This window comes from Sphingomonas cavernae (genome assembly GCF_003590775.1).
Lineage (GTDB): Bacteria > Pseudomonadota > Alphaproteobacteria > Sphingomonadales > Sphingomonadaceae > Sphingobium_A > Sphingobium_A cavernae.
The window spans coordinates 66901-78786 of sequence record NZ_QYUM01000003.1 but is presented as its reverse complement, the minus strand read 5'-3'; the positions used below and the strand labels follow the sequence as shown (position 1 = coordinate 78786).

Below are 11886 nucleotides of genomic sequence, written 5' to 3'. Positions count from 1 at the left end.
TTGAGCAGCGAACTGCGCCGTCCCGGTGCTGCACATCGGCGTCATGGACAAGCAGTTCAAGCGCCCGTCCATCAGTATCGACCATGGCGTGGCGCTTGCGCCCCATCACCTTTTTGCCGGCGTCATAACCGCCTGGTCCACCAGCCTCGGTCGTCTTCATGCTCTGGCTGTCGATCACAGCCGCCGATGGCGCAGGCTCCCGCCCGGCGCGAACGCGATCGAATTGGACCCAATGATGGTTCAGGGTTCCGAACATGCCGTTGCTGCGCAGTTCGCAGAATCAGCGATAGACTGTGCGCGGCGCCGGAAAACTGTAGGGCACAAGCCGCCATGAGCACCCGGCTCGCCGCACATAGAAGATCGCCTAGATGATCCCGCGCATCGACCAACGCCGCGCCGAACGCGCTCGCGGGGCGGCGGCAAATATGGCTCGATCAACCGCCATTCACTATCGGCAATCGCTTCTATAACGCAGGTTCGCGCGGCCATGCTGCGGACCGTCTGCGTTCGCTACAACGTGACGTTCTGCGCCTCAGTGACAAATAACACGACTACAATCCCGCCATTTAGCATGAGCGGTCACAATATCGGCAGCTCGCCGGTAAAATATCCAGTAAAAAACTAGGACAAGTTGAAGTTTTCGATGACGAGTTTCTTTCCAAAATTCACACCAATCCACTGTTGACCGGCTGCAGACGTGAAGATCGGATATGCGCGCGTCTCGACTCTCGAGCAGAGCCTTGATCTTCAGCGGGACGCATTGAAGGCTGCCGGGTGCGCGAAGGTCATCACGGACCAGGCGTCTGCAGCGGTCTCAGCCAGGCCGGGGTTGGAGAAGATGAAGGAACAGCTCCGGGCTGGCGACACGTTGGTGATCTGGCGGCTCGATCGTCTTGGTCGCTCGCTGCGTGACCTGATCGGATGGATGACCTACCTCGAAGAGGAAAAGGTCGGGTTGTTGAGCCTGCACGAGGCGATCGACACGACCACCACATCGGGCAAACTCACCTTTCACCTGTTCGGCGCGTTGGCCGAGTTCGAGCGCAACTTGATCCGCGAACGGACCCAGGCTGGGTTGGCGGCAGCACGCTCACGAGGTAAGAACGGAAGCAGGCCGCCAGCGCTGGACAAGGATAAGCGCGACCTCGCCGTAAGGCTTTATCACGAAAACACCATGCCCATCGCGAAGATCTGTTCGATGCTCGGCATTTCCAAGCCGACGCTCTATGCCTATGTCCGGTCAGCCGAGGGTGCGGCGTATGGAAGGCGGCAAGCGCCCCACTGTCCCATGTTCCAAGCTCGATCTGATCTTCCACAGATAGGCGCCCGATGCGATAGCGTTGGTCCCATTCCTCGACATAGCATGTGCAGCGAGAGCATTCCGCGTTCGTAGGGTTAACTTTCCACGATTTTACAATCATGATTTGACCCGCTGTCCGCTTGAACAAGCGCCATGAGCGCCACTCTGGCTCCGTCGTCTGAATAGGTGGACGCCCCCGACAACATCTATGTACCAAGGAAGGTGTTTCTCGCAAATGCTTGGTGGCTTTGGTAACGGGCCAGACTCTTCGCTGACTTCACATCACCGCCCTTGAGCTGTGCTGCACGCTGGCGGCGCGCCATCCCCTATGCAGGACGAATACCGTCTGCAAGGCGGAGGTCTTCGCGCACGTCACATGCTATTTTACAATTGTTGACGTGACGGATGCCGCTGATCCGAAGGATGGAAGGGGCTTGTTCCATCAATTTTCAGAGGCTTGTCATGACCCGGTCCGAGGTCGCTGATCTTGTCGCAGCCGATAACCCACATCTGACGACGAGGGAAGCCGAACGAATTGTAGCGCTGGTTTTTTCCGCAATGGGCAGGGCGCTCGTCGAGCGCCGCCGCATAGAGCTTCGCGGGCTTGGTTCCTTCTCGTGCCGTGATCGAGAAGCGCGAACCGCCCGCAACCCACGCACCGGCAGCCCGGTCGAGCTCGGGCCCAGGCGCGCCGTCCATTTCAGGGCTTCTCGTTCACTTAACAAGCGCCTCAATCGCTAAGGGTTTGCCGCGACCTCTTCGGTAGCGTCAGCCTTGGGACGCGACGGACATTGAGTGTCCCGGTGTCCATTTTTCACTTGGGTCAGGGACGCTCTTCTTCAGGGCGATACCATCCCGGCCATCGCGTCCGGTTCTTGCAAGTTCCAGACCGCTACGCCCGTGCCGGCGCTCCAACGACGCGCACCAGGTCATGCGGGAAGTTCACCGCACGCTTGAAAGGCCCAATTAGGAATGCTCGGTACACAGCTTAATTTCGCTGCATTAGCGGCGCGCGCTGCGTGAGCGCCTGGTGACATAGTCGTCTGCGCCAGCGTCCAATGCCATCGCAATCTACGGGGTCTCGGTGCGCGCCGTCACCATGATCAACAGCAATCCGAGCGCAGCGCCAGCCTTCCGCCAGCCCAGCAGCTCGACTCCGCTCATCCCGGGCATGTTCCAATAAAGTATCGCGAGATCGAACGTGTCGAGGCGAAGCTTCTTTCTGAATCGTCGATGGAGCCAAACATTTCGACGCCATGTCCGGCTTTGCGCACCATCCCGCTTACAAAAGCCGCATCGTTGGTATCATCGTCGAGAATCGCAAATATCATGTGACAGCCGTGCCAAAGTACTCCACATGCGCATATTAGCGCGGCCGCGTCCATTTCGGCCGGACGCTAATCCATCAATCGCCAATAACCTCCACCACTCGACCCGGCGAGCTCGAGCGGCCCGTGGCGGCGAGACGGCGATCGGTGCCGCGCCCATGTATCCAGGCGCGGTCGCCGGCGAAGTTGAAAATCGGCCGGTAATCCGCGGCGCGTTCCGCCGCGAGCAGTAGATCCGTGCCGTTGTCCATGACCACATATCCCGATGATGACGGCACTACCAATACGGCGTGATCCACCCTACGGACGAGGTCGCGCGCGATGACTAGATACATGTCGCTATCGGCCATGCCCAATGCGAGGATCAGGGCGCGCTTGGCGATCGCATAATCCTCGCAGTCGCCGCGCTTTTGCCCTAGCGTGGTCTCCGCCGACGCCCAAAGATCGGCACCGGGATGCAGCTTCGAGTCGTCGGCAAATGCGGCTTGCTGATTGACCCACATGTTAACGATACGGGATTTGCTGGTCCCGTTCCAGCGGGCGAACGCGCACGACGAGCGCATCCCACGGCGCCCGCTCCAATCGCCGGCCGCTTATCGCGCGCCATTTGGATACAAGGGCGTTGGTTGCCACAGGCAAAGTGACAGAACCAAAAATGCTCGACATTGCTAGGCGCGCCTGCCGCACGGCCGCGGCCGGGCTGGCGTCCGGCTGCACGCCAGCCCGCACGGCTCCACCCTGCAAGATGGTGCTAACCGCAGCAAGAGCCAAACACGGCAAGGCGCTGCGGCACTGCGCGCATCTCAAGCGCAGAGGTCGCAAATGCAAAACAGCGAATGCTACCAACCTTTATTAGGACTCTATAAATCTGCGACGCAAGAGCGCGCATTTCATTAGAATAAGCATATATCGTAAGAGCGCGCATTTAATTCGAATAAGTATATATAGATTATCCAAGTATTTGTCGAGAATCGCTGAGTGAGTTTTTGTATTTTACTACATTGCCGGCGAATCTATTGTCTAATTAACGCGCTTGATGAGCCGATAATAGGGCGCGGCCTCATTTTTTGCATTAAATGACAATTGTGAATTTCGTGAGGGTACGATTGTTTTTTCTGATCAACACGCTGCCCCCTCCAAGCAGTGGACCCATGCGCTCCCGCGTGAGGTGGGGCACTCCTTCCCGGCGAGCATGTTGATCATGACCTCTATGCGCTCACGCAATTCGCATGCCCCTTCCCGCTCGCACGACGTCCGCCAAGAGGCTGCGCCGCAAAAGCAGCGGCGCCCAATCCAGGATTGCTTACAAAAATGTAGAATTTTCAGTTGAGTATCAGAACAGTTTGCAATTTTTACATTGAATCACATTCGTGGATGAAAAAATTTCTTAAATATCGCTGCCTAACGTACACTACGGGACTATAAAGTGCACAGGATATGGAAGGCTACACTAGTAGCGCCGTTTGGATTGATGCTTGTTGGCGCCGCGGCGCCGCAAGCACAAAGTCTGATCTTTAAAATCCATAACCGCGAGCGTCTCTCGCTCGGCATTCCTCCCTTGCGTTGGGACGACGAACTTGCCGCGGACGCGGAGCAATGGGCCGAGCATCTCGCAACGACTCGCACTTTTGAACATTTCGAAGAGATGTCCGACGACCCTGATGCGCAGGGCGAGAATCTGTGGATGGGGACGAAAGGTGCGTTCAGTCCTGCGACCATGGTCGGGCACTGGATCGCCGAAAAGGAGGTCTTCGTAAGGGGAAGCTTCCCGGACAACAGTCGAACCGGGGACGTCGAAGATGTTGGCCACTACACGCAGATCGTCTGGCGCAGAACTGAACGGATCGGCTGCGCCATCGCCGACGACGGCCAAGACGAATATCTTGTCTGCCGTTACGCCGAGAGCGGTAACGTCATTGGCGAACAGCCTTACTGACCGTTACAGCCGGAATGCGGACGCGAGAGTGAGCAGAGGCGTGAAAACTCCGGAATCTGGACATCCTCAAAACGTATGGCCCGCCCCCTTCCCCAGCATCGGATATGATGATGGGGAAAACGGCAAAGGAGCGAACCAATGTCGATTGTGGTCCTGGGAGTTGGTCTGGGCAAGAACCCAATCAGGACAAGTCGCGTTTAATTCGAACAAAGAGCCGCCGAAAATCGACTGACGTGCTCCCCTGATTGTTACCAGTCAGGGGTAGAGCCTCGCTCCTTCTGAGCTGCACCCGATCCGCGGCCACCTGGCTGGAGGCTTTCCAGCGTGCCGACATCAGGGCGGGCCATGTGCCGCTGATGCCAACATGAGCGATATCGGCGGGTTGTTGCCGATCGCGCTATGCGGTCGTACTTCGTTGTAGTCTCTACGCCAAGACTCGCATTTTCGGACCGCGTCATCCAGGCTCATGAATCAGTGCGCGTTCAGGCACTCCGCCCGGAACTTGCCGTTGAAGCTTTCGATGAACGCATTGTCCGTCGGCTTGCCAGGCCGGGAGAAGTCGAGCGTCACGCCTTTCATGTAGGCCCACAGATCCAGCTCGCGGGAGATAAACTCGCTGCCCGGATCGAGCCGGATCGAGCCAGGACAACCGCTTCATCTCCGACGGCATCAACCCAGCATACTTCTTGCGCCAGTTGTAGTACGTCGCCTCGCGACAGCGGCTACGACAGCCACTGCGCCCACAACGCCACCTCGATCGGCATTGAGATCGTCCGCAAGTTCCTCGAACAGACGGGATTCGCCGTCCAGCCGCGTCGCTGGGTCGTCGAGCGCACCTTCGCCTGGAGCAACCGAAACCGCCGCCTCGCCAAGGATTTCGAGCGAACAATCCATTCTGCCACCGCCTTCCTCCACGCCGCCGCCGCAATCGTCCTCGTCAGGCGTCTAGCTCGTTACGCATGAGACCAAGACGGGCTCTTCTTCGATCGACTCCAGTCGATAGCCATAACCGTAGATCGTCCTCAGCGCGAAGCCCCATTCAGGGCGTAGGCAAAGCTTGGTTCTCACCTTTGAAATATGTGCGTCCACAGTACGCGTGAATACATTGGGATTTGCTCCCCAAATGGTTTCTAGAAGATATCTGCGCGACAACGCCCGCCCGAGATTGGTCAGCAATATGGCCGCCAGTTCGAACTCCTTAGCCGTGAGCAGGATCTCGTCAGCCGCCAATCGGGCTTTGCCCGAAGCCGCATGCAACACAATGTCCTTCACACATAAAATGTCGTTCACTTTGGGTTTGGCCACGGTTCTGCGCGCGACAGCCTTTATCCGCGAGAGCAGGATCGGACCCGCCAGCGGCTTCGTCACATAATCGTCGGCGCCTGCGTCCAATGCCATGGTGACGTCCTGTGTCTCGGTACGCGCCGTCACTATGATTACCGGCAATTCCGGTGCGCCGACCTCCCGAATCCAAGTGAGCAGCTCGATTCCGCTCATTTCGGGCATATTCCAATCGAGAACTGCAAGATCAAACGTGTCGCGACGAACATGGCGCTTGAATTCTTCAATCGAACTGAAGCTCTCAATGGCATGTCCTGCTTCACGCAGCATCCTGCTTGCATGCGCCGCATCCCCCGCATCGTCGTCCACGATCGCCAGCTTCATATCGAAAATCTCCCTGTTACCTCACAGCCTCGATGACTGCGCGGTTCAGACGAACAATTGCCATTGTCGTGCCGCCCGGCCCGCCGAGCGATCCTTCATTCGCCGCTTTTTCCGAAACGAGCGGTGCTGGCGTATTTTCGCAGAATCGCTGGATCCATCTGCGATCGCCAGGAAGAAGATCGGGGTTCCAGATCGTGCCGCGCAAGCCGGCCGTCGTCGTTGCGACAGATCCTTCGGATCGGTGACCAAGGCTCATTATACCTCCATTGCCATCGCATCACTTGTTGGAAATGGCCATCATGATGGCATCACTTGCCCGGCATGTCCATGCACATTCTGACACAAAGGTAAAATTTATTGACTCAAATGACGGTATCTGAAATGCTCGCATGGAAAATGGCCTTCGATCATACGGAAGCTTCGTTTCATGAGCTATCTAAGGACGAAAATGGGAGTGGATCAGTGACGGGGATCATCGGACCGAAGACGAGGATGCCGGGCGTTGTGTATCAAGAGGATCGGCGCCTCGACGAAATTATCCGGTCAGGCGTGCCTTGCATCATTTGCCCTGCATGTTCATGCACATTCTGACATATGAGTAACAACTATTGACTCAAATGGCGGTTCACAGGATTGTTATGTTGGACCTGAGGCAGAAAGGCATTCCTTCCCTTCCCGTTCACGATAGCTTGATGTTCCCCGCTTCCCAGGTTGAGAGTAAGCGCGGTCTGAAGGCCGCCTTGCGCGCGGGCCCATTGCCGGGCTGATTGCGGCTCTTTTTGCAGAATCGCGGGATCCATCTGCGACGGACGTCGGTAATCGCGTTCCATTTCCCGACGGGCATCTCGCCGATCGAAATGCCGAGGTCACGTAGCCGTTTCCGTCCCATATTCTTCCTGCCACTCGGATGTCGCACGCAAAGTGCACCCCGGCCGACATTTTTTACAAGACGTTTACTTCGCAGACATACCAATCTGTTTTTTCGTGATTTTATATAGTCGCGTTATGCAATAGAGAACATGCGCAACGCGGCCGTGCGTCGGCATGGCGCATGCCATCCCGGCTTGACTCAGAAGGACGGCGGCGAGCAGGCACTTACGAGTTCGCAGGCCTCGTCGCCGATACAGCGAAAGCGGTGTTGCCTGTGGCTCTCGAAATAATAGGCGTCGCCCGGCCCCAGAATTCGGGATCGCCCGTCGACCGTCAGCTCCATCCGGCCCGCAAGGATGATGCCTCCTTCCTCGCCGTCATGTGTGATGGGGATGCGGCCGGTCGTCGCGCCCGGCTCATAACGCTCCTTCAATATCTGCAACGCCCGTCCGAACAGATTTTCGCCGATCTGAAGATAGGAAATCGGCCCCTTCCCGATCTCGACCAATTCGTCGGCGCGGTAGAACACCTTCTCCGTCTTTTCGGGCTCGAACGAAAAAAACTCCGCGAGGCCGATCGGAATACCATCGAGAATGCGCTTCAGCGCTCCCACCGACGGATTGGTCTGGTTCGATTCGATCAGCGAGATCGTGGAATTGGTCACCCCGACCCGTTTCGCCAGCTGGCGCTGCGAAAGGCCCCGCTGCGTCCTGATATAGCGCAGCCGATTGCCAACATCGACCGACATCAGGTCTCTCTCCGCGCGCGTTGCGCATGTTCGATATAGCGCATCAAACCCATCCTCACCATTATGAAAACAATGACTTAACTCTTCAAAGAAATAGACTTGTTACGAAATCCTAGTCGCGCTCCATAGGCGAAGCAAGGACGCAAGGACGCAAGGACGCATCATGAATAAACCGCCCGCCAATGCGCGAAATCTGGCCCATTACTGGATGCCCTTCACCGCAAATCGACAGTTCAAGGCAACACCGCGCATGCTTACGGCTGCGCGGGGCATGTTCTACGACTCCGACGACGGCCGGAGCATCCTGGACGGAACCGCGGGACTGTGGTGCGTCAACGCCGGCCACGGGCGGCCCGAGATTGCCCACGCGGTCGAAAACCAGCTCAATACTCTGGGCTATGCCCCCTGCTTCCAGATGGGGCATCCCGCCGCCTTCGATTTTGCCGAGCAGCTTGCCGGCATCGCGCCCGGGGGCCCCGACGCCGGGCTTGACCGGATATTTTTCACCAATTCTGGCTCTGAGGCGGTCGACACAGCGTTGAAGATAGCCCTCGCCTATCAACGAGCCATCGGCCAAGGAACGCGAACGCGCCTGATCGGGCGCGAACGCGGCTATCACGGCGTCGGCTTCGGCGGCATTTCGGTCGGCGGGCTGGTGAACAACCGGCGGGTCTTCCCGTCCCTGCCCGGTACCGATCATCTGCGGCACACGCATTGGCTCGAGCGCAACGCGTTTACGCGCGGCTTGCCCAGATATGGCGCGGAACTTGCCGACGATCTGACGCGCCTGGTCGCACTGCACGGTGCGGAGACGATCGCGGCCGTCATCATTGAACCGGTAGCCGCCTCCACCGGCGTGCTGCTGCCGCCACATGGGTATTTGGAGCGACTTCGCGCGATTTGCGACGAGCATGGAATCCTGCTCATCTTCGATGAGGTTGTAACAGGATTCGGCCGCCTCGGATCCCCGTTCGCCGTCGACTATTTCGGCGTCAAGCCGGACATCGTGACGACCGCCAAGGGGCTGACCAACGGGATGATCCCGATGGGCGCCGTGTTCGCGAGCCGGCAAATTCACGAAGCGATCGTCGTCGGTCCCGAAACCGAAATCGAATTCTATCACGGCTACACCTACTCGGGTCATCCCGCCGCCTGCGCGGCAGGGCTCGCAACGCTTAGCATTTACAAGGAGGAAGGGCTTCTCACCCGTGTCACGCAACTCGCAGACCTCTGGCAAAACACACTGCACGAGTTCCAGAGTCGCCCGGGCGTGATCGATGTCCGCACCATTGGCTTGATGGCAGGTATCGAACTCGACCCCTGGCAGAAACCCGGGCAGCGCGCGTATGACGTGCTTGTCGAATGCTTCAAAAGAGGCCTGCTCGTCCGCGTGACTGGCGATACGATCGCCCTCTCACCGCCGTTGATTGCCGAACCGTCCCATATCGAACGCATGGCCTCCATTCTCGGTGAGGTGCTGGACACTCATCAATAGCCGATCGCGGGGCTCTCCGAACCCACCTACCAGCCACGAAACCGGGCACGGCTGGCCGGAAGCTATGCTTCCACACGGGGTTGCCGCCGCTTTGGCGCTTGCAGCTTCCGCCCTTCACCGCGCCAAGGCTGTATCAACGCCCCGGTCGCGGCGCGGTATTGCTCAAGGTCGAAAGTCCGGTCCACGCGTATCGCGCTGATTCCCGACCAGAAGATGGCCATGATGGTCACCAATTGATCGAGGTCGAGTGCCGAATCGATCTTGCCTTCCTCGTTGGCCTTGCGCTCGGCCTTCCTCGTCGCTTCGGTGAAGCGCGCCATTTGATGCTGCAGGATATTGTTGAGACGCTCGTTGCGCGTCGTCTCGGCATTCCAACTTCCTTGCAGATGTGTTGAGGCTTGCCCTTTGCAGCCCGGTCGAGTTCGAACGCGTCGATATTGAACGCCACCGCGACGGTTGTTCGCATTTTGTATGACCCGTGCGGGCTTGCTGTCGACAATCGTTGAGATAGACGAGGGTGCGGATCGTGACGACGATGATCCGGTGCCGGTCCGGTGAATCGGGACTAAATCGACACTTATTCTCAGTTCTGTTCTGTGTGCACGGAACCTTAAAATGGCTGTTTTCCGCGGTTTCATGCCTTAGGGCTTGTATTCGGGAGGCAGGGGCCGGAGGTTCGAATCCTCTCTCCCCGACCATTAATTCTACGCTTTTGAACCTTGAGGACGGAATTATCTCCGGTGTCGCTCTGGCGCAGGCTGGCGCGCGATCAAATTTGCGCTGTGACTAAGAGGCGCAGGCCGCCGCGCGGGCGAGAAGGAAAGCTCTCTCTCGTGCGTTGCGGGTAAGGGCTGCCGCGGCTTCGAACTGCGCCCTGGCTTCGGCAAGGCGGCCGGCACGAAACAGGAAATCACCTCTTGCTGCGGGCAGTGGCGCATAGTTACGCAGCGCCGCCACGTCGGCGATCTCATCGACGAGCCTGAGGCCGGCCTCGGGGCCGAAGGCCATGCTATAGGCCACAGCCCGGTTGAGATCGACCACGGGCGAGGGCATGACCTGGCGCAGGCGATCGTAAAGCGCCGCTATCCGCGGCCAATCGGTCTCTTCTGCCCGGCGGGTGCGAGCATGGCAGGCGGCGAGTGCGGCCTGCAGGGCATAGGAGCCGTCCGCACCGCGTAGCGCCTCGGCACGCGCCAGAGCGGCAAGCCCGCGGCGGATGAGCAACTGGTCCCAGCGGGCCCGGTTCTGCTCGGTCAAGGACACGAAGGCACCATCCGGTCCGGTGCGCGCGGACAGGCGCGAAGCCTGGATTTCCATCAGCGCGAGCAGCCCCAGCACCTCGGGCTCGTCGGGCATCAATCCCGCCAGAATGCGGCCGAGCCGCTGCGCCTCGGCGCACAGCGACGGACGGATCAGATCCTCACCGGCGGTGGCCGCATAGCCTTCGTTGAAGATGAGGTAGATGACCTCGAGCACCGAGGCGAGACGAGCCGCGCGTTCGGGTCCGCGCGGCACTTCGAAGGCGAGGCCGGCATTGCCGATCGTCTTCTTCGCCCGGACGATACGCTGGGCAACGGCCGGCTCACTGGCGAGGAAGGCGCGGGCGATCTCATCCGTCGTCAGCCCGCCGATCAGGCGCAGCGTGAGCGCCGCGCGCGCCTCTGCAGAAATGACCGGGTGGCAGGCGGTGAAGATCAGGCCGAGCAGCTCGTCGCCGACGTCATCGTCCATGGCGGCATCGATCTCCTCGACCGTGGTATCGCTGTCACCGTCCAGTTGCCGGGCGATCTCGGCGTGCTTGCGCGCGCGCATCTTGTCGCGGCGGATACCGTCGATGGCGCGGCGCTTCGCCGCCGCCATCAGCCAGGCACCGGGCTTGTTCGGAACGCCGGTCTCCGGCCATTCGGCGAGCGCGATGAGCAGGGCGTCCTGCGCCAGTTCCTCGGCCAGGTCGACGCTCCGCACCATTCGCGCCAGGCCCGCAATGAGCCGGGCCCGCTCGATCCGGAAAACCGCCTCGATCGCCTGATGGGTGTCGCTCGCCGCCATGCCTGTCTTGTCCGGGAATGTCCCGGACAAGGCAAGCGGGGCGGCAGGCTGGCCTCAGCGCTGTTCGAGCCGCTCGCGCAGCTTTTCTTCGCGCTCGATGATTTCGGGCGTCAGCGCATCGCCGAAATCGGACAATTCACCGACCGGCCGGATCTCGATCTCGCTGGGGCCGGGCATGGGATTGGGACAACGCTTCACCCACGCGACCGCCTCGGCCATGTCCTTGACTTCCCACAGCCAGAAGCCCGCGACCAGCTCTCGTGTCTCCGCGAATGGGCCGTCGATCACGGTGCGTCCCGTGCCGTCGAACGCGACCCGCTTGCCCTGCGACGAGGGCCTGAGCCCCTCGCCCGTGAGCATGACGCCCGCGTTGACGAGCTCCTCATTGAACTTCGTCATCGCGTCGGCCAGCTCGGTAGTGGGCATGGCGCCAGCTTCGCTGTCTTCGGTCGCCTTGACGATAACCATGACACGCATTGCCATTCTCCTTCGATT

The 11886-nt window shown here is 59.4% G+C and carries 8 protein-coding genes and 5 pseudogenes; 5 read left to right on the top strand and 8 right to left on the bottom strand.

What is annotated here, in order from left to right:
- Nucleotides 1-10: 10 nt before the first annotated feature.
- Nucleotides 11-475 (bottom strand): annotated as a pseudogene (locus D3876_RS08095) (IS5 family transposase); the annotation flags it as partial.
- A 222-nt stretch (nucleotides 476-697) separates the two neighbouring features.
- On the opposite strand from D3876_RS08095, the pseudogene D3876_RS08090 reads away from it, so the two are divergent.
- Both D3876_RS08090 and D3876_RS08085 read left to right on the top strand, forming a co-directional pair.
- Nucleotides 698-1249: pseudogene (locus D3876_RS08090) on the top strand (recombinase family protein); the annotation flags it as partial.
- 456 nt (nucleotides 1250-1705) lie between these two features.
- Complete coding sequence (locus D3876_RS08085; RefSeq protein ID WP_338014319.1) at nucleotides 1706-2041, top strand: HU family DNA-binding protein; 336 nt, start codon at nucleotides 1706-1708, stop codon at nucleotides 2039-2041.
- A gap of 664 nt (nucleotides 2042-2705) precedes the next feature.
- On the opposite strand, the gene D3876_RS08080 is transcribed toward D3876_RS08085, so the two are convergent.
- Nucleotides 2706-3191, bottom strand: coding sequence for a transglutaminase-like cysteine peptidase (locus tag D3876_RS08080; protein ID WP_119761269.1), 486 nt, complete (start codon nucleotides 3189-3191; stop codon nucleotides 2706-2708).
- Between the two features lie 908 nt (nucleotides 3192-4099).
- Between D3876_RS08080 and D3876_RS08075 the strand changes: the two genes are divergently transcribed.
- Nucleotides 4100-4564: a CAP domain-containing protein gene (locus tag D3876_RS08075; protein ID WP_119761268.1), complete on the top strand. Its 465-nt coding sequence runs from the start codon at nucleotides 4100-4102 to the stop codon at nucleotides 4562-4564.
- A 333-nt stretch (nucleotides 4565-4897) separates the two neighbouring features.
- Here the strand turns inward: D3876_RS08075 and D3876_RS20610 are convergent.
- Nucleotides 4898-5215 (bottom strand): annotated as a pseudogene (locus D3876_RS20610) (integrase core domain-containing protein); the annotation flags it as partial.
- Nucleotides 5216-5278: 63 nt separating this feature from the next.
- On the opposite strand from D3876_RS20610, the pseudogene D3876_RS08060 reads away from it, so the two are divergent.
- A pseudogene (locus D3876_RS08060) lies at nucleotides 5279-5527 on the top strand (transposase); the annotation flags it as partial.
- Here the strand turns inward: D3876_RS08060 and D3876_RS08055 are convergent.
- Both D3876_RS08055 and D3876_RS08040 read right to left on the bottom strand, forming a co-directional pair.
- Complete coding sequence (locus tag D3876_RS08055) at nucleotides 5510-6229, bottom strand: response regulator transcription factor (RefSeq protein WP_119761264.1); 720 nt, start codon at nucleotides 6227-6229, stop codon at nucleotides 5510-5512. The pseudogene D3876_RS08060 and the gene D3876_RS08055 sit on opposite strands and share 18 nt — an antisense overlap.
- Nucleotides 6230-7298: 1069 nt before the next feature.
- On the bottom strand, nucleotides 7299-7847 hold the full coding sequence (locus tag D3876_RS08040; RefSeq protein WP_119761259.1) for a cupin domain-containing protein: 549 nt from the start codon (nucleotides 7845-7847) through the stop codon (nucleotides 7299-7301).
- A 163-nt stretch (nucleotides 7848-8010) separates the two neighbouring features.
- Here D3876_RS08040 and aptA point away from each other — a divergent pair, with 163 nt between their 5' ends.
- On the top strand, nucleotides 8011-9342 hold the full coding sequence (gene aptA / locus D3876_RS08035; RefSeq protein WP_119761257.1) for an omega-aminotransferase AptA: 1332 nt from the start codon (nucleotides 8011-8013) through the stop codon (nucleotides 9340-9342).
- Between the two features lie 62 nt (nucleotides 9343-9404).
- Here aptA and D3876_RS08030 read toward each other — a convergent pair whose 3' ends face one another.
- The 3 genes and pseudogenes from D3876_RS08030 to D3876_RS08020 all read right to left on the bottom strand — a co-directional run.
- Entirely contained in the window at nucleotides 9405-9662 is a 258-nt protein-coding gene (locus tag D3876_RS08030) for a hypothetical protein (RefSeq protein ID WP_119761255.1), read from the bottom strand.
- A 466-nt stretch (nucleotides 9663-10128) separates the two neighbouring features.
- A complete protein-coding gene (locus D3876_RS08025; protein WP_119761253.1) occupies nucleotides 10129-11391 on the bottom strand; it encodes an RNA polymerase sigma factor in 1263 nt (420 codons plus the stop codon).
- 126 nt (nucleotides 11392-11517) lie between these two features.
- Nucleotides 11518-11868: pseudogene (locus tag D3876_RS08020) on the bottom strand (YciI family protein); the annotation flags it as partial.
- Nucleotides 11869-11886: the final 18 nt, after the last annotated feature.